Source organism: Cryocola sp. 340MFSha3.1, from assembly GCF_000383315.1.
Lineage (GTDB): Bacteria > Actinomycetota > Actinomycetes > Actinomycetales > Microbacteriaceae > Leifsonia.
Map to the genome: position 1 here is coordinate 1,425,552 of NZ_KB911087.1, position 17,646 is coordinate 1,443,197.

The following is a 17,646-nucleotide window of genomic DNA, read 5'->3' on the forward strand; positions in this document are numbered from 1 at the left end:
GGGGATGGGACGGGGCGAAGGGACGGGCTCATCCCTTGACGGCGCCGGCGAGCGCGGACGAACCGCCGAGCGCGCGCGACACGATGACGTAGAGGGCGATCACGGGAACGGAGTAGATGAGCGAGTACGCCGCGAGCTGCCCGTAGGCGACCGCACCGTACTGGCCGAAGAACGTGAAGATGCTCACGGCCGCCGGCTGGTTCTCCGGGCTCAGCAGCAGCACGAAGGGGACGAAGAAGTTGCCCCAGGCTGCCACGAACACGTAGATGAACACCACCGCGATCCCGGGGCGGACGAGGGGGACGACGACCGTCCACAGCGTCTTCATGCTGGATGCGCCATCCACCCAGGCCGCCTCCTCCAGCTGCACGGGAACCGAGTCGACGAAGTTCTTCGTCATCCAGATCGCCATCGGGAGGGACGAAGCGGCGAGGAACAGGATGGTCCCGCCGAGCGAGTCGATCAGGTTCAGCGAGACGAACAGGCTGTACACCGGCACCATCATCGCGGTGATCGGAAGGCACGTGCCGAACAGGATCGCGTACAGGAACGGCCGGTTGAACCGGTTGCGGTAACGCGACAGCGGGTACGCCGCGAGGATGGCGACCACCACCGTGACGATCGCGCATCCCGCCGACAGCAGCAGGCTGTTCCACAGCGGCAGGAACGACAGCTCGGGCGTGAGGACCTTGCGGAAGTTCTCCAGGGACCACTGCTTCGGCCACGCGACCGAGAGCGTGGCCCCGCCGTCGAACGACGCGAGCACCACCCACACCAGAGGGAGCACGAAGACCGCGCCGATGAGGAGCAGGATGACGTTCGACGTCCAGCGCAGGGCGACCCCGTTGGGTGACGACAGCTTCATCAGTCCACCTCCGTCTTGAGTGCCCGCACATAGATCACGGCGAACACCGCTCCCACGAGCAGGAGGATCGTCGCGATCGCGGTGCCGTAGCCGAGCTCGGAGAACTTGAACGCCTCCTGGTACGCCAGCACGGGGAGCGTCATACTCTTGTTGCCCGGGCCGCCTCCGGTCATCACGTAGATGAGGGTGAAGACGGACAGCGTCTGAAGCGTGATGAGCATCAGGTTGGTGGAGATGCTCCGCCGGATCATCGGCAGCGTCACGAGGAAGAACCGCTTGACGCCGTTGGCACCGTCGACCTCCGCCGCCTCGGTGATCTCCGGCGGCACCTCCTGCAGCGCCGCAGAGTAGACGAGCATCGAGAAGGCCGCGCCTCGCCACGTGTTGGCCAGGATGATCGACAGCATCGGGAAGGCGAACAGCCAGGACGGACCCGTCACGCCGAACATCGCGAGGATGGCGTTCAGCGTCCCGTGCTGGCTGAAGAACGCGTACGACGCGAACGCCGCGACGATCTCCGGAAGGACCCACGCGCCGACGACGAAGGTCGAGACGATCGCGCCGACCCAGCGACTCCCGCTCCGCATCAGCAGAGCCAGCACCATCCCGGCGACATTCTGGCCGATGACCGCGGACCCGAGCAGGAAGACCAGGGTCAGCCACACCGAGACCGGGAAGTCCGGGCTCTTGAAGAGGTCGATGTAGTTCTGCAACCCCACCCACTGGCTGGATGCGGCCGCAGAGCCCGTCAGCGACATGTCGGTGAACGAGCCGTAGAACGACGACAGGATCGGCCCGAGCAGGAACACGACGAGCAGACCGATGGCGGGGAGAAGGGGGACCGAGCGGGCGAGCGACCGCCGGGTGTGTGCGCGCGAACGTGCCGTGTCCCGCTGGCGCGGCGGCCGGGCCGACGAGGCCCGGCCGCGCGCGTCCGAGACGGCGGGGACGGTGGAGGTCACTACTTCGACTCCGTCTTGCCCTCACCGACGATCCCCACGACGGTGTCGTCGTAGGTCTTGGCGGCCTCTGCGGGCGTGGCCTGCCCGGTCATCACCGACTCCATCGCGACCTGGATGCCGTTCGAGATCTTCGGATAGTCGGGTGTGGCCGGCCGGAACTTGGTCACGGCGACGAGCGACGAGAAGAACTCCGAGGTCGGGTTCGACGTCTTGTACTTCTCGTCGTCGGCGACATCCTTGCGGACCGGGATGCCGGCGGTGTTGATGTTGTACTCGAGCGAGCGCTGCTTGTCGGTCAGGAAGGTGATGAACTTCCACGCCAGGTCCTTGGCCTTGCTCTTGGCGCCCATGGAGAACGTCCAGCCGCCGGAGAGGCTGATCTTCCCGGGGTCCTGCCCCTCTTTCGTCGGCATGGCCGCGGTGCCCATGACTTTCGACCAGTCCGCCCATGGCGTCGCGCCGGTCGGCAGCCAGGCGTTCGAGGCCCACGAGCCGTCGAGGTTGATCGCGAGCTTGCCCTGCGGCATGAGCTGGTTGTTGATCGTGTTCTGGTAGTTCGTGTCGCTGGTGACCTCCTGGCTCGGGCCGAGGCCGCCCTGGTAGACCTCCTTGATCACGTCGAGCGCGTCCGTGAACGCCTTCGAGCCGACGATCCACTTGGCCTTCGAGTCGTCGTAGAGGCCCTTCTCGCTGGCTCCGTACAGCAGCATCTCGAAGCCCTGCATCGAGCTCGCCTCACCCGCGGCTTTTCCCGAGAAGATGTTGAGCGGGATGACGCCCGGCACGGCCGCCTTGATCTTCTTCGCGGCGCCGATCACGTCATCCCAGGTCTTCGGCTGCCACGGGGTCGGGATGCCGGCCTTCGCGAAGATGTCCTTGTTGTACCAGAGGCCCCGGGTGTCGGTGCCGGTCGGGATCCCGTAGACCTTGCCGTCGTCTCCCTTGCCCGCGTCCTTGGCGTTGTCGAAGAAGTTCGACCAGTCCGACCATTTGTCGACGTACGAGTCGAGCGGGGCCAGATAGCCGGCCTGGGCGTCGGCGCGGATGAGGAAGGTGTCCTCCGACATCACGTCGGGCGCCGTGGTGGCCGCACGGTTCATGAGGGAGAGCTTCGTGTAGTAGTCGTTCTCGGCCGCCTTGATCGGGACGAGCGTGATCTTCTTCCCCGGGTTGGCCTTCTCGAAGTCGGCCTTGGCCTTGGTCATGAAGTTGGCCATGATGTCGGACCCGAAGTCCTGGAAGGCGACCTTGATGGTCGTGCCGTCGCTGCCGCCGGACGAGGACGAACATCCCGCCAGTGCGACGAGGGCCGCAGTGGCCACGGTGGCGGCCAGGATCCTGCTTCGCTTCATCGATGCTCCTTTGCATTGACGTCCGTGGCGTGACGCCGCCGGACCTGCGTAATTTATAAATCAATTTGATTTACAAGCGCAAGGGAAGCGGCGAGATTGTCCCCCGCCGTGGCGCAAGAGCAGCGCGGCAGCGGTCAGCGGACGACAGCGCGCGGCGAGAACGTCCCGTCCAGGACGAGCGCGGCAGCACCGACGGCGGCGACGTCCTCGCCGATGGCGCTGGAGGCGATCGCGATGCCGTGCGTCAGGATGCCCGTGTCGAGCTCGGCCAGCCGCGCCGGCAGCTGGTCCAGATAGCGGCGCTCCACCCGCGACCACGACGGGCCGCCGTAGACGATGCGGTCGAGATCGAGGAGGGACGTCAGATTGGACAGGTAGAAGGCCGAGTTGCGGATGCTCCGGTCGATGATCTCCCGCGCCCCCGCATCACCGGCCTCCGCCGCGGATGCCAGTTCGGTGAAGAGCTCGTCGACGGTCTCCACATCCAGCTGCAGGTCCTCCTCCGGCACGACGGTCGTGCCGGAGGGAGGCGTCAGAACGCCGGCCCACAGGCCCTGCATGACCAGCCGGTACGGCCGGACGGACTCCCCGTAACAGCCGCGCCGGCCGCAGGCGCACAGCGTTCCGCCGGGGTCGACGAGCACATGGCCGACATCGCCGGCATTGTCGGTTGATCCCGTGTAGACCTCTCCGCCCAGCACCAGGCCGACGCCGACGCCCGTTCCGTAGTAGACGAACGCGTAGTCCCGGGATGCTCCGGCCGGATCGCTCCACCGCTCGGCGACAGCCGCGCACGTCACATCCTTCGCGACCAGGGAGGGCAGGCCGGTCGCTGCCGTCAGCTCGTCGCGGAGGTGGAAGTCGTTCCAGCTGGGGATCAGCGGCGGTCGGACCACCACACCCCGCTCGACGTCGATGGGTCCGGGCGCGGCGACGCCGACGCCGATCACGCGCTCCGGATCGACGCCCGGCGTCGCGAGCACCTCGTGGATGGCGTCGACGGCGGCCGCGAGCGTCGAGACGGCGTCGCCGTCCGGCGGGGACGGACGGTGCACGTGGGCGACCACAGACCCCTCGAGATCGAGCAGGACGCAGGCGATCACGGTGGGGTCGAGGTGGACACCCACGGCGTAGGCGCCCGCCGGGTTCAGGCGCAGGATGGTGCGCGGCTTGCCCGGGCTGCCCTCGCTCTGCTTCCCGGCCTCGCGGATGAGCCCCTGCTGCAGGAGGCGGCGCGTCACGTTGGTGACGGTCTGCGCCGAGAGGCCCGTGCGGGCGGCGAGCTCCACCCGGCTGAGCCCGTCCGGCGACCGCCGGACGGCATCCAGCACGACCGTCTCGTTGAACGCCGCGATGGCGGGGAGGTTGGCTCCTCTGGCCACAGGTCCTCCGTTCGCCGCCAGGTGTCCCCAGTGAGTACTGAGGATACCTACTGACTGGGGGCTGGACGCCTGCGGGGGCGGCTAGGCGACCCTCCCCCGTTCGGGCGGTCCCGGCGGTCCGAGCGATCGGGCCGCGGCGACCAGACGGTTGGCGAGCGTCGCCGCTGCCTCAGCCAGTGCGGGCGGCCCGACGATCTCGAACGCGACGTCGAACCGCGTGAGAGACGCCAGCACGCCGATCCACGACCACGAGCCGAGGATGAGACGGCTCCGGGAGTCACCCACGGGCTCCACGTGGCCGTCGGTCACCCACGGGATCACGTCGCGCGGCGGCAGGTCGATGACGACCTCGCCCACGCATGGCCAGCGGTCCTCGTCGTCGCTGCCCTTGAAGCGCGCCGCCACATACGACGTCGCGTCTCCGGTGGGGATCCGCCGCGGACGGAACCCCGGACCGGCCGGGAACCTCGGCACCAGCCGATCGAGCCGGAACACCCGCCAGTCGTCCCGGTCGAGGTCCCACGCCACCAGATACCAGCGTGCATCCCGAGCCACGAGACCGTGCGGCTCCGTGCGACGCGGCGGTCCGTCCGCGCCGGCATAGTCGAACCGGAGCACCTTCCTCTCCCGGACGGCGTCGCTCACCGCGCCCAGCACGGCCGGCTCGACCCCCGGCCCCGCGCTCGGCCGGTCGAAGCGGATGCCGTCGATGCGGTGCCGCAGGCGAGACGGCATGACCTGGCGGACGGTCGCGAGCGCGCGCGCAGCGGCCTCCTCGATCCCGGCTCCGGACGCCCCGGCGTTCTGGAGCGCGATGGAGAGGGCGACGGCCTGCTCTTCGTCGAACAGGAGGGGCGGCAATTCGGAGCCCGCGGCGAGACGGTACCCGCCGTCGGGACCCTTCAGCGCGTCGATGCGGTAGCCGAGCTCGCGGAGGCGGTCCACATCCCGCCGGACCGTCCGGGTGCTCACGTCGAGCCGATCCGCGAGCGCCTGCCCGGGCCAGTCCCGTCGCGCCTGCAACAGCGAGAGCATCGTGAGCATGCGCGAGGAGGGTGCGTTCATGCCTCGATTCTCGCGGGAGTAGCGGACCGAAACTGTCCGCTACCGCTGCGATTCTGGCGTCGCCGGGAGAAGCCGGCGATCTCACCGAGAGGAAACAGTCATGAGTATCACCGTCACCACGCACCTCAACTTCCGCGCCGGAGAGGCGCGAGCAGCCCTCGACTTCTACGCCGGCGCGTTCGGCGGAGAGGTGACCGCGGCGACGTATGCCGATTTCGGCATGCCCCCCGAACTCCCTGACGCGCAGCGCATCGTCTTCGGCCAGGTCGTCTCACCCGAGGGGTTCCGGGTGATGGCGTACGACGTTCCGGGCACTGGAGATCCGGGCGCGGCTCGGTCCGCATCGACGCGGCGGGAGAACGGGATGACCATCACCCATCAGCCCTTCTTCGTCTCCGTCCGGGCGGGCTCCCTCAACGAGCTGGGCGGCTACTGGGAGCGCCTCGCGGAGGGCGCCACGGTCGTCGAACCGCTGGCGGCCTCCGCCTGGTCGGCGGGGTTCGGGATGCTGACGGACCGCTTCGGCGTCACCTGGGTGCTCGACGTGGCGTGACCGTCAGCGACGTCCGCCGAGCAGAGCTTCCAGCAATTCCGTGAGTCGCGCTCCGTCGTCCGGCCCCAGGCTGCCGAGCAGGGGCGCGACTCCGGTATGGATGGCCGCGGCTCCGGCCCGCGCCAGCTCGTGGCCGGCCGGCGTGAGTCCCACTCGGGCGGAGCGACGGTCGACGGTGTCCCGGACGCGGGTCACGAGCCCCCGTTGCGTCGCCCGATCGACCAGGCCGGAGACGGACGAACGGTCCACACCCAAGTGCTCTGCGAGCTCGGACATGCTGGGCTCCCGATCGCGCAGGATGGCCAGCACGCGCAGCTGAGTGAGGGACAGTTCGTTGTCGGCTGCCACCCGACTGACCACTCCGATGACCTCGAACGAGGTCTGCACGAGGGCGTCGAGAAGGCGCTCCGAGTCGTGCGGGTGTGCCGAGGTCGTCATGTCGCTAGCGTAGCGCATTAGTTGGGGTTACCATCTATTTAATTCGTAATCCCAACCATTTGGAGACTGTCATGAAAGCAGCCGTCGTCACCGAGTTCGGCGCACACCCGCGCTACCTGGACGTCGAGGAGCCCGCGCCACGGCGAGCCCACGAGGTCGTGGCCGACGTTCTGGGCGCCGCGATCTCCCCGCGGGTGCGCTCGCAGGCGGCGGGCAGCCACTACACGAGCACGGACGAGCTGCCGCTCATCCCGGGGTTGGATGGGGTGGGACGAACTCCTGACGGCTCGCTCCGGTACTTCATCCTCCCCGACGCCACGAAGGGCGCGATGGCCGAGCGGACCGTCGTGGATCTGCGACGTAGCGTCGCACTGCCGCCGGACGCCGATCCCGTCCCGTTGGCCGCGGCGATGAATCCGGCCATGTCGTCCTGGGTCGCCTTGCGTCGCCGCGCACGGATGCAGCCGGGCCAGAGCGTGCTGGTGCTCGGTGCGTCGGGTAACGCCGGCGGGCTGGCGGTGCAGGTCGCCCGGCGTTTGGGCGCCGGCCGGGTGGTTGCGGTCTCGAGGGACTCGTACCGGCTGGACGATTCGGGGGCTGACGTCGTCGTCGAGCTGGGCGACGCGGATGCGCTGGCACGGGCCGCGAGCGACGTGGATGTGGTGCTCGACTACCTGTGGGGACGGCCGACCGCGGATGCACTCCGCGCCGTTATCCCCGGTCGGGCGCGAGACGATCAGCCGCTCACGTGGGTGCAGATCGGGTCCGTTGCCGGAGCGGAGTCACCGATCCCGTCGGCTGCTCTGCGCGCTGTCGATCTGCGGCTGATCGGTAGCGGTCAGGGTTCGGTGAGCACGGAGGCGATCGTCGATGAGCTCTCCGAGTTGGCCGTCGAGGTGGCGGGCGGCGCGTTCGTCACCGACGCACGTGCCGTACCGCTTTCCGACGTCGAGCGGGCATGGGACGAGGTGGCCACGACCCGTGACCGCCTCGTCCTCGTCCCGTGATCGGCGTGCTCAGTCCTGGTTACTGAACGCCGCGTCGAAGGAGGCGGTCGGCTGCTTCCAGAGCAGGGAGCGGATGTAGCCCACGGCCTCTTTGGCGCCGTGGAGGCGGTCCATCCCCGCGTCTTCCCACTCGATCGAAATCGGGCCCGTGTAGCCGATGGACTCGAGGGCTCGGAAGGCGTCCTCCCACGGCACGTCGCCGTGGCCGGTGGAGACGAAGTCCCAGCCGCGACGCGGGTCACCCCACGACAGGTGCGAACCGAGCACGCCGGCGCGGCCGTTCTTCGGGCGGAGACGCGTGTCTTTGCAGTCCACGTGGTAGATACGGTCCTGGAAGTCGATGATGAACCCGACGGGGTCGATGTCCTGCCACATCATGTGGGACGGGTCCCAGTTGAAGCCGAAGGCCTCGCGGTGGTCGATCGCCTCGAGGGACCGCACGCTCGTCCAGTAGTCGTATGCGATCTCGGACGGGTGCACCTCATGCGCGAACCGGACGCCCTCGCCGTCGAAGACGTCGAGGATGGGGTTCCAGCGGTCGGCGAAGTCCTGGTAGCCGCGGTCGAACACCTCGGCGGGCACCGGCGGGAATTGCGCGACGTACGGCCAGATGCTCGACCCCGTGAACCCGACGACCGTGTCGACGCCCAGCTTGCGGGCGACCTTCGCCGTGAGCTTGAGCTCTTCGGCGGCGCGCTGGCGCACGCCTTCCGGGTCGCCGTCGCCCCAGACCTTCGACCCGACGATCGCCTGGTGGCGGAAGTCGATCGGGTCGTCGCAAACGGCCTGGCCCTTGAGGTGGTTGGAGATGGCCCAGACCTTGAGGCCGTAGCGGTCGAGGATGTCGAGTCGCCCCTGCAGGTACGCGTCGTCTTCGGCGGCGCGCCAGACGTCGAGGTGCTCGCCGGAGCACGCGATCTCGAGGCCGTCGTAGCCCCACTCGCTCGCGTACTTCGCGACCTCTTCGAACGTGAGGTCGGCCCACTGACCGGTGAAGAGGGTGACCGGGTGCGTCCGGCCCGACTCGGTGGTCTCCGAGCCGCCTGCACTGGTGGCGTCAGTCATTGTTCGTTCCCATCTCGATCCAGGTGCCCGACTCGGCCGAGTCGATCACCGCATCCGTGATCCGCACGGCACGAAGGCCGTCGGTGAAGCGCGGCAGGCCGTCGGGGTTCTCCCCCGCGACCGCCGCGTAACTGTCGGCGACGAACGCGTTGAACGCGTCCTGGTAGCCCTGCGGGTGCCCGGAGGGCACGACGCACAGGCGGGCGGCGTCTTCGCTGAGCTGGTCGGCGTCGCGGGGGATGATCAGGCTTCCCTTTCGACGGCCCACCCACAGCGTTTCCGGCTGCTCCTGATCGAAGGCGACGCTCTCGGCGCTGCCGGAGATCTCGAGCCAGAGGCGGTTCTTCCGGCCAGGAGCGACCTGCGACACCAGCAGTGTTCCGAGAGCGCCGGAACGCGTCTCGATCACCACGGCGACGGCGTCCTCCGTCGTGATCGCCGCATGGGAGGCGCGCTCGGCGAACACCGTGCGTTTGGTGGCGGAGACGCGGCTGACGCGGTCGCCGCTGACGAACTCGACGAGGTCGACGAGGTGCGACCCGATGTCGGCGAAGGCGCGCGAGCGGCCGCCCTGCGCCGCATCCACCCGCCAGTTGTCGTCGTCGGACCCCAGGAGCCAGTCCTGCAGGTAGGAGGCGTTGATGCTCAGCACGCGTCCGGCCTCGCCGGAGGCGAAGCGGGCGCGGGCCTCCCGCACCAGCGGGTGGAAGCGATAGACGAAAGGAACGGTCGCCGTCCGTCCCTCCGCCGCGGCCACCAGGCTCTCGGCGTCGGCGACGGACGTGGCGAGCGGCTTCTCGCAGACCACGTCCTTGCCGGCGGCCAGTACGGCCGCCGCCTGCTCTGCGTGGAGGGCGTTGGGCGTCGTGACGTGCACGACGTCGACCGTGTCATCGGCGAGCAGCTCGTCGAGCGATCCGTACGAGCGGCCGATGCCGAGCCGTTCGGCGGCCGCCGCCGAACGCTCCGGCGTCGAGGAGACGAGTCCGGCGATGTCGGCGCGTGCCGCACGAGCCGCACGCGAGTGAACCTCCGCCATGAAGCCGCCGCCGACGATCGCGACGCGGAGCCGGGCTCCGGCCGAACCACCGTCGCGGCGGGTGAGCGCGCCGTTGGTCGCGGCACTGCCGGCCGAAGCTCCGGCCTGATTCCCGTCCGTCATCGCTCGGCTCCCGTCACGCCAGGGTCGCCGCTCGCGGGTCCCAGTCCTCAGGGAGGGCCGGCGCGACATCCACTGTGCTCTCGACCTCGACCGGAGTACGGGACTCCCCCGCCTCGATGGTCGAGACCATGATGTCGAGCACGTGGTAGGCCTGCTCGCCCGATGCGCGCTCGGGGACGCCGGCGCGGATGGCCCGTGCGAGCTCCACCACACCGATGCCACGAGAATCGGTCGTTCCGGTCGACGGGACCGTCTCGATGCCGTCGCCGCCGTGGACCAGCAGTTCGCCCTCGAAGGTATTGGGGTCGGGAACGACCAGCGTGCCGTCGACGCCCGCGACCTCGAACTGGGTGCGGCCGAGCTTGGAGTCGAAGCTGAACACAGCCTGGGCCGTCTGCCCGCTCTCGAACTCGTACAGCGCGCTGACGTGCGTCGGCACGGTCACGGCGAACTCCTCGCCGGCGCGCGGCCCGGAGCCGATGACGCGGGTCTCGCGAGCGCGGGATGCGCTCGCGCTCACCCGGGCGACCGGTCCGAAGATCTGCACGAGGGCCGTCAGGTAGTACGGACCGATGTCGAACAGCGGACCCGCGCCCTCCTGGAACAGGAAGTCGGGGTTGGGGTGCCACGACTCCGGGCCGGGGCTCTGCATCAGCGTGAGCGCGGTCAGCGGAGCACCGATGTCGCCGTTCTCGATCAGGCGTCGGGCCGACTGGATGCCCGAGCCGAGGAACGTGTCGGGCGCCGTGGCGACCCGGAGCCCGGCCGCGTGCGCGGCTTCGAGCAGCTCGCGACCGCTCGCGCGGTCGAGGGCGAACGGCTTCTCGCTCCAGACGTTCTTGCCGGCGGCGAGCGCCTGCAGCGCCACCTCGACGTGCACCTTGGGGATGGTCAGGTTGACGACGATCTCGATGTCATCGTCAGCCAGCAGCTCCTCCACCGTGCCGGACCCCGGCACGCCGTACTTGTCGGCCTGTGCCTTGGCCCGCTCCAGGTCGATGTCGGCGACGAAGCGCACATCGAGGTCGGGGAACACGGTGAGGTTCTCGAGGTACTGGTTGCTGATGACACCGGCGCCGATGACACCGACTCCCACGCGCCCGCCGCTCATGCGAGGCCCTTCGAGGTCAGGAAGGCGAAGCTGTCGGCGACAGCCTGGAAGCGGTCACCGCGCGAGTCGTCGAGCTCGATGACACGGAGGGCGTCGGGCGCTGCTGCGATGATCTGCTCGATCGGGAGCGAACCCTGGCCGACGGCGACCTGGTCCTTCGTCTCGGTGGTGCCGGGGCCGTCCTTGATGTGGAGGGCGACCACACGCTCGCCGAGCTTGGGGAGCAGCGCGACCGGGTCGACGCCGCCGACGGCCACCCAGTAGGTGTCGACCTCGAGCACGACCTCCGGGGCGAGCTTGCCGGCGAAGAACTCGAGCGCCGTCGTACCCTCGATCGTGCTCTCGAGCTCGTGAGCGTGGTTGTGGTAGCCGACACGCACACCGTGACGGGCCGCGACCTCGGCGGCGGCGTTGAGCTGCTCGGCGATCTGCGCGACGTCGTCCGCGGTCTGCCAGCGCTCGGGCGCGACGAACGGGTCGATGACCGTCTGGACGCCCAGCTCCTTCGCGGCGCCGAACACCTCGTCCAGGTCGCCGCCGATGAAGCCCTGGTGGGTGGTGGGCGCGGACAGGCCGGCCTCGGCGAGGCCCTGGCGGAGCGCGTCACCGAAGGTGAGGAAGGCGAAGGGCTCGACCTGGGTGAACCCGATCTCGGCGATCCGCTTGAGGGTACCGACCGTGTCCTCGGTCAGGAGTTCCCGGACCGTGTACAGCTGCACGGAGACTTTTGACGTCGACACTGTTCTCCTCGTCGAGTTCATGGAGTGGAAAGGCGCCGGATGGCGTGGCTCTATTCAAGTGCCACTTCTGCCGGATGTCAATCAAAAGTCGACCGAATGCAGACGATCTTTGAGCAGTCCGCCGGCACTGTGGTTCAATACCCTCTATGACCGACAGCGCGCGAGACTCGGTGCTCGTCGCCGCAGACGCCGCGGAGCTGCTGGCGATCCTGCGCGACGGCATCCCGCGCACCCGCGCGCAGCTCGCCGAGCTGACCGGCATGGCGCGCTCCACCATCGCGTCCCGGATCGACACGCTCACCGCGGCGGGACTCGTCGCGCCCGCGGGTGACGACGTGTCGTCCGGAGGCCGCCCTCCCTCGCGCATCCGCTTCAACCCGGAGTCGCGCGTGGTCGTGGCGATCGATCTCGGCGCGACGCACGGGGTGGTCGCCCTCGCCGATCTCGCCGGCAACATCACGGCGAGCGAGTCACGCCGGCTCGACATCGCCGACGGCCCGCAGCCAGTGCTCGACTGGGCGATGGAGACGGCGTCAGAGCTCTACGTGGCCAGCGGCCGGAAGCCGGAAGAGCTGATCGGCGTCGGCGTCGGGGTGCCCGGCCCGGTCGAGCACTCCACCGGGCTGCCGGTGAACCCGCCGATCATGCCCGGCTGGGACCGCTTCGACATCCCCGCCTACATCCGTCGCGTCTTCGACGTGCCCGTCCTCGTCGACAACGACGTCAACCTCCTCGCCCTGGGCGAGCAGGCGCTGATGTGGCCGGAGGAGACAGACCTCCTCTTCATCAAGGTCGCGACAGGCGTCGGCGCCGGGATCATCAGCGGAGGCCGCCTGCAGCGTGGGGCGCTCGGCTCGGCCGGAGACCTGGGTCACGTCCGCGTCCCCTTCGGCAGCGACACCCCGAGCCATGGCGAGCAGGATGCGGACCTCGAGTCGCTGGTGAGTGGTCCGGCCATCGCGCGGGCACTCTCCGAAGCCGGTCTCGCCGCCGAGACCAGCGACGACGTCGTCGCCTTGGCGCGCACGGGCAACCCGGCCGTCCAGAATGCGATCCGGCAGGCCGGACGCGACCTCGGCGCGGTCGTCGCCACCTGCGTCAACCTCCTGAACCCGTCGATGATCGTCGTCGGCGGCAGCCTCTCCCGCGTCGGCGAGCAGCTCCTCGCCGGGATGCGCGAGGTCGTCTACCAGCGGTCCACGCCGCTGGCGACGCAACATCTGACCATCACGCAGTCGCGCTCCGGCGAGACCGGCGGCGCGATCGGGGCGGCCATCATGGTCATCCAGCGCGCGCTCGATCCCGACGCGGGCACACCGCGCTCCCTCTTCCGCTGACACCGCCGGCGGAACATCCACCCCGTCCCTCACAACCTCGAATCGATTCGAATCCCCCAAGGATCACACTGAAAGGAGTGCCGTGAGCACCCAGAGCGAACCCCTCGACCGCCCCCTCCGCGCCGGAGTGGTCGGCCTCGGCTGGGCCGGACAGCAGCACATGGCGGCCTACTCGGCCCTCCCCGGAGTCGAACTCGTCGCCATCGCCGGCATGGAGGACGGCCCCCGCGCCGAGCTCGGCGAGACCTACGGCGTCAAGCGCCTGCACCGCGACTGGAAGGACCTCGTCGCCGAGGGCGACCTCGACGTCGTCAGCGTCGCCGTCCCCACCTTCCTGCACGCGCCGATCGCCGTCGGAGCACTCGACGCGGGCATCCACGTGCTCAGCGAGAAGCCGATCGCCCGCACCGCGGCGGAGGCCCAGACCATGGTGGATGCGGCCCACCGCGCCGGCCGCGTGCTCGAGGTCGCCTTCAACCACCGCCGCCGCGGAGACATCGAGGCGCTGAAGGCCGCGATCGACGACGGGCAGATCGGCCGCCCGTATCACGCGCGTGCGGTGTGGCTCCGACGAGCCGGCATCCCCGCGCTCGGCAGCTGGTTCACGAACCGCGAGATGGCCGGAGGCGGCCCGCTGATCGACATCGGCGTGCACGTCCTCGACTACGCCCTCCACCTGTTCGGCGAGCCTCGCGTCGAGGCCGTCTCGGCCGTCACCCACTCCGAGCTCGGGGTCCGCGGCCGCGGCGGGGCCGCCGCCTCCAAGCAGCACGTCGGGTCGGACTACGAGGTCGAAGACCTCGCCAGCCTCCTGCTCCGGCTCGAGGGCGGCGGCTCCATCGTCATCGAGACCAGCTGGGCCGCCTACCGCCCGGCCGGCGACGAGTTCGGCATCACCCTCTACGGCACCGAGGGCGGCGCCGACCTGCGCGTCGTCGACTACGCCCCGTCGGGTGAGCTGACGATCTTCACCGGCGACGGCGAGCAGAGCGAGGACATCACGGTCACGGCCGACCCCGGCCGTGGGCACCTCGCTGTGGTCGAGACCTTCCTGGAGCACGTCGCCGACCGCGCGAACTGGTCGAACTGGGACGGCTCGCTCGCCCTCGACCGCGCTCGCGTCATCGACGCCGCCTACGAGTCCGCCCGCATCGGCGCCGAAGTCCGGCTGACCCCGGCGACCAACGCGGCCAGCACCACCGACACCGCCCTGAAGGGAGCATGACCATGACACTGCGCGTCACCGTCTGGAACGAGGGCGTCCACGAGGCGACCCAGCCCGAGATCGCCGCCATCTACCCGCACGGCATCCACGGAGCCATCGCCGAGGGCTTGTCTGAGCTGCTCGGCGACGAGGTCGCCGTCCGCACGGCGACCCTCGACGACCCCGAGCACGGGCTCAGCGAGCAGGCGCTCGACGAGACCGATGTGCTGCTCTGGTGGGGCCACATCGCGCACGACCGCGTCTCGGACGAGGTGGTGGAGCGCGTCCGCCGTCACGTCCTCGGCGGGATGGGCCTGATCGTCCTCCACTCCGGCCACTTCTCGAAGATCCTCATCCGGATGCTCGGCACGACCTGCTCGCTGCGCTGGCGCAACCCGGAGGGAGGCGAGCGCGAGTTGGTGTGGAACGTCAACCCGACGCATCCCATCGCCGCGGGCGTCGAGCAGCCGATCGTCATCGAGGCGCAGGAGATGTACGGGGAGTTCTTCGACATCCCGACGCCGGACGATCTGGTCTTCATCAGCTCGTTCACCGGCGGCGAGGTGTTCCGCTCCGGCGTCACCTTCACCCGCGGGCGTGGCAAGATCTTCTACTTCAGCCCCGGCGATCAGGAGTACCCGGTCTACTTCCACCCGCAGGTGCGCCGCGTGCTCGCCAACGGCGTGAAGTGGGCCGCCCCGGTGGAGGGCGCGCGTCAGGCGCCCGAGGTGTCGAACCCGCAGCCGGTCTAGGCCGAGCAGCACAGAACCGACGGAGACGAGGAGACCTGCCCATGACCGACGTATGGTCCACGCTCCCCCAGCCGCGCCATCCCGACCCCGCCGACGCCCCGCCGCTGCGGTGGGGCGTGCTCGGTCCCGGCGTGATCGCCGCCGACTTCACCCACGCACTCCATCGGCACACCCGTCAGCGGGTGGTGGCGGCGGGGTCGCGCTCTGCAGAGCGGGCGCAGGCGTTCGCCGACGCACACGGGGTGGAGCGCGCGTACGGCTCCTACGAGCAGCTCGTCGGCGACCCGGAGGTCGACGTCGTGTACGTCGCGACCCCGCACAGCGAACACCTCGAGCACTCCCTGCTCGCGATCGCGGCGGGCAAGAACGTCCTCATCGAGAAGCCGATGGCGGTCACCGCCGACCAGGCCAGGCGGATCGTCACGGCCGCACGCGAGGCGGGCGTCTTCGCGATGGAGGCGATGTGGACGCGCTACCTGCCGCAGACGGACATCGTGCGTCAGCTGCTGGAAGACGGGGCGCTCGGAGACATCCGTGTCGTCACGGCGGACTTTGGAGGGCGGGCGCCGTTCGATCCGTCGAGTCGGCTGTGGAATCCCGACCTCGCGGGCGGAGCGCTGCTCGACCTCGGTGTCTACACGGTGTCGTGGGCCTCGTTCGCGCTCGGCGCGCCCGCCGGGATCATCGCGGCCGGGACCCTCGCCGAGACGGGCGTGGACGAGCAGGCAGCACTGGTGCTGTCGTCCGCGAGCGGCGGGCAGGCTCTCCTGAGCACCACCCTGCTGGCGGGAACGCCCTCGCTCGCGACGATCAGCGGGAGCGACGGCCGCGTGGAGACGGACAGCCCGTTCTGGGGGCCGAGCGGCCTGCGCGTGTTCCGCGGTGACGGGACACTCGCCGCGCACTGGCGCGACCCGTACGGCCGGCCGCACCGCGACGGCATGTCCTACGAGGCCGCGGCCCTCGCCCGTTTCGTCGCCGAAGGGCGGACGGAGTCGCCGCTCCACCCGCTCGCGGAGGCGGTCGACACGCTGGCGACGATCGACGAAGCACGCAGGCAACTCGGGGCGACGCGCGTGGAGTGACGGCGAGCGTCGGCGCGACGCGGCACAATGGAGAGGTGCTCGACTCCGCTCCGTACCGCACCGCCGACCTCTACCGGCCGGGCGTCCTCGCGGATCTGAGCCCGGCGCGGCCCGCTCCCGTCCCGGTGGTGCCGGCCGTACCCGGTCAGACCGGGCACCTGGCGCGCGTCGTGGCGCGGTCGAGCGACCGCGTGAGCTGGCTGCGGGCGCGCAGCCGCGGCATCACCGCCACCGATGTCGCCAAGCTGTCGAGCCCGCGCTCCATCCGCGCCGCCGCCTACGACAAGCTGCACGGCACAGGGTTCAGCGGCAACGTCTTCACGCAGCACGGCCGCTCGCGTGAACCGGAGATCGCCGCCTGGGTGGCGGCGACGCACGGCATCGAGCCGTCCGACCTGCTCTTCCACGCCGAGCGCGACCGCCGGCATCTGGCGACTCCCGACGGCCTGATCGCCCGAACCGGCGGCAAGCTCGAACTCGCTGAGATCAAGACGACGAACAAGCCGTTCCGCAGCATCCCCCGCCCGTATCTCCGTCAGATCTGGTGGCAGCAGTACGTGCTCGGCGCCGAGCGCACCCTCTTCGTCTGGGAGCAGCACGACGGCTTCGTCCCGCTCCGCGACGAGCCGGAGTGCCGTTGGGTCGACCGTGATGATGCCGAGATCGCGAAGCTGGTCGCGCTGGCGGCCGATCTGATCGAGCTGCTGCGTCAGGCGACGTCGGCTGGAGCACCGGCGACCGTGTCGGTCACCGAGGCCGGCGCCGCCTCGGGCCCGGCCGCATCCACGACTCCGACCGGGATGCGGGTCAGCGCCACCGCGTAGACGGCGATCCACCCGACGGCGACCGTCGTCCCGATCAGTTCGAGCCACGCGCCGACATCGGCGCCGACGCGCACGATGGCGAGCAGCCCTCCGATGATCGTGATCACGGCGACCGCCCCGCAGCTCAGCCGCGACAGGCGGGACAGGCGCGGGAGCTTCCGGCTGAAGCCCACCTGCAGCATGGCGAAGCACGCCGCCGCGAAGCCGATGACGGCGGACACCGTGTGCACCAGATCCTGCACGGTCGACTTCGGGTCGACGATCGGCACCGGGCAGTACGCCGTGCAGGTGACCTGCGACGCGAGGACGAAGCACACAGCGGCGAACCCGAGCGTGACCGCAGGAGCCCAGCGGTCGAGCATTCGTGCGGACGAGCGGATGTGGCCGCTCGCGACGGCGATCGCGAAGCCGCCGCCCGCGATGAGGAGCAGTGCGACAGCGAAGGCGCCGGACGTCGCCGCGCCCTTCGCGCCGAGCTCGCTCACGTACACCGGGTACGGCACGGTCAGCCGTGCGGCCCAGATGATGACGAGGCCGCCGAGGACGCAGAGGGTGCCGATGCCGAGCAGGATGGGGACGGCGCGCTGCCATCCGCGCGCAAGGACCGGGACGGCGAAGGGCTCGCGAGCGATCCGCAGCAGTTGTCGCACCTGTCGCTCCTCGGGTCTGGCCGTCGTGGTCCGCTCCCGCAGGCGTCGTACGCCCCGGGTCGCAGCATCCTAACCGGCGCGACGCTGGGAAA

Annotated in this window: 18 protein-coding genes; 7 read left to right on the forward strand and 11 right to left on the reverse strand. The window is 69.9% G+C overall.

Annotated elements, in window-relative coordinates; genetic code table 11:
- Positions 1–28 precede the first annotated feature (28 nt).
- From H284_RS0106755 to H284_RS0106775, 5 genes are all read right to left on the reverse strand, one after another.
- Positions 29–865, reverse strand: coding sequence for a carbohydrate ABC transporter permease (locus H284_RS0106755; protein WP_018189773.1), 837 nt, complete (start codon positions 863–865; stop codon positions 29–31).
- A complete protein-coding gene (locus tag H284_RS0106760; RefSeq protein ID WP_020075634.1) occupies positions 865–1,827 on the reverse strand; it encodes a carbohydrate ABC transporter permease in 963 nt (320 codons plus the stop codon). The genes H284_RS0106755 and H284_RS0106760 overlap by 1 nt, the downstream gene beginning before the upstream one ends.
- On the reverse strand, positions 1,827–3,179 hold the full coding sequence (locus H284_RS0106765; protein WP_020075635.1) for an extracellular solute-binding protein: 1,353 nt from the start codon (positions 3,177–3,179) through the stop codon (positions 1,827–1,829). The genes H284_RS0106760 and H284_RS0106765 overlap by 1 nt, the downstream gene beginning before the upstream one ends.
- Positions 3,180–3,313: 134 nt before the next feature.
- Positions 3,314–4,561, reverse strand: coding sequence for an ROK family transcriptional regulator (locus H284_RS0106770; RefSeq protein WP_020075636.1), 1,248 nt, complete (start codon positions 4,559–4,561; stop codon positions 3,314–3,316).
- 81 nt (positions 4,562–4,642) lie between these two features.
- Positions 4,643–5,626, reverse strand: a complete 984-nt coding sequence (locus tag H284_RS0106775) for a helix-turn-helix transcriptional regulator (protein ID WP_020075637.1) — start codon at positions 5,624–5,626, stop codon at positions 4,643–4,645.
- Between the two features lie 100 nt (positions 5,627–5,726).
- On the opposite strand from H284_RS0106775, the gene H284_RS0106780 reads away from it, so the two are divergent.
- Entirely contained in the window at positions 5,727–6,179 is a 453-nt protein-coding gene (locus H284_RS0106780; protein WP_020075638.1) for a VOC family protein, read from the forward strand.
- Between the two features lie 3 nt (positions 6,180–6,182).
- On the opposite strand, the gene H284_RS0106785 is transcribed toward H284_RS0106780, so the two are convergent.
- Positions 6,183–6,617, reverse strand: coding sequence for a MarR family winged helix-turn-helix transcriptional regulator (locus tag H284_RS0106785; protein WP_020075639.1), 435 nt, complete (start codon positions 6,615–6,617; stop codon positions 6,183–6,185).
- A gap of 71 nt (positions 6,618–6,688) precedes the next feature.
- On the opposite strand from H284_RS0106785, the gene H284_RS0106790 reads away from it, so the two are divergent.
- A complete protein-coding gene (locus H284_RS0106790) occupies positions 6,689–7,624 on the forward strand; it encodes a quinone oxidoreductase family protein (RefSeq protein ID WP_020075640.1) in 936 nt (311 codons plus the stop codon).
- Positions 7,625–7,633: 9 nt separating this feature from the next.
- On the opposite strand, the gene H284_RS0106795 is transcribed toward H284_RS0106790, so the two are convergent.
- Genes H284_RS0106795 through H284_RS0106810 form a run of 4 tightly spaced genes read right to left on the reverse strand, consistent with a single transcriptional unit; the run spans position 7,634 to position 11,681 of the window.
- The gene (locus tag H284_RS0106795) at positions 7,634–8,689 is read right to left on the reverse strand and encodes a sugar phosphate isomerase/epimerase family protein (RefSeq protein ID WP_020075641.1); all 1,056 of its coding nucleotides are present in this window, start codon (positions 8,687–8,689) and stop codon (positions 7,634–7,636) included.
- Positions 8,682–9,851 carry a Gfo/Idh/MocA family protein gene (locus H284_RS0106800; RefSeq protein ID WP_020075642.1) on the reverse strand — a complete coding sequence of 390 codons (1,170 nt, stop codon included), beginning with the start codon at positions 9,849–9,851 and terminating at the stop codon, positions 8,682–8,684. The genes H284_RS0106795 and H284_RS0106800 overlap by 8 nt, the downstream gene beginning before the upstream one ends.
- Positions 9,852–9,864: 13 nt before the next feature.
- Entirely contained in the window at positions 9,865–10,962 is a 1,098-nt protein-coding gene (locus H284_RS0106805) for a Gfo/Idh/MocA family protein (protein WP_020075643.1), read from the reverse strand.
- The gene (locus H284_RS0106810) at positions 10,959–11,681 is read right to left on the reverse strand and encodes a sugar phosphate isomerase/epimerase family protein (RefSeq protein WP_020075644.1); all 723 of its coding nucleotides are present in this window, start codon (positions 11,679–11,681) and stop codon (positions 10,959–10,961) included. The genes H284_RS0106805 and H284_RS0106810 overlap by 4 nt, the downstream gene beginning before the upstream one ends.
- A gap of 167 nt (positions 11,682–11,848) precedes the next feature.
- Between H284_RS0106810 and H284_RS0106815 the strand changes: the two genes are divergently transcribed.
- The 5 genes from H284_RS0106815 (at position 11,849) to H284_RS0106835 (ending at position 16,904) form a co-directional block, all read left to right on the forward strand.
- On the forward strand, positions 11,849–13,039 hold the full coding sequence (locus H284_RS0106815) for an ROK family transcriptional regulator (RefSeq protein WP_020075645.1): 1,191 nt from the start codon (positions 11,849–11,851) through the stop codon (positions 13,037–13,039).
- 82 nt (positions 13,040–13,121) lie between these two features.
- Positions 13,122–14,264 (forward strand): Gfo/Idh/MocA family protein, encoded by a 1,143-nt coding sequence (locus H284_RS0106820; RefSeq protein ID WP_020075646.1) that lies wholly within the window; start codon positions 13,122–13,124, stop codon positions 14,262–14,264.
- On the forward strand, positions 14,261–14,995 hold the full coding sequence (locus tag H284_RS0106825; RefSeq protein ID WP_020075647.1) for a ThuA domain-containing protein: 735 nt from the start codon (positions 14,261–14,263) through the stop codon (positions 14,993–14,995). Before H284_RS0106820 ends, H284_RS0106825 begins: the two co-directional genes overlap by 4 nt.
- Before the next feature lie 41 nt (positions 14,996–15,036).
- Positions 15,037–16,080, forward strand: coding sequence for a Gfo/Idh/MocA family protein (locus tag H284_RS0106830; protein WP_020075648.1), 1,044 nt, complete (start codon positions 15,037–15,039; stop codon positions 16,078–16,080).
- Positions 16,077–16,904 carry a YqaJ viral recombinase family protein gene (locus H284_RS0106835; protein ID WP_020075649.1) on the forward strand — a complete coding sequence of 276 codons (828 nt, stop codon included), beginning with the start codon at positions 16,077–16,079 and terminating at the stop codon, positions 16,902–16,904. The genes H284_RS0106830 and H284_RS0106835 overlap by 4 nt, the downstream gene beginning before the upstream one ends.
- Here H284_RS0106835 and H284_RS20685 read toward each other — a convergent pair.
- Positions 16,790–17,554, reverse strand: coding sequence for a DUF998 domain-containing protein (locus tag H284_RS20685; RefSeq protein WP_081630377.1), 765 nt, complete (start codon positions 17,552–17,554; stop codon positions 16,790–16,792). The genes H284_RS0106835 and H284_RS20685 overlap by 115 nt on opposite strands.
- Between the last annotated feature and the right edge of the window lie 92 nt (positions 17,555–17,646).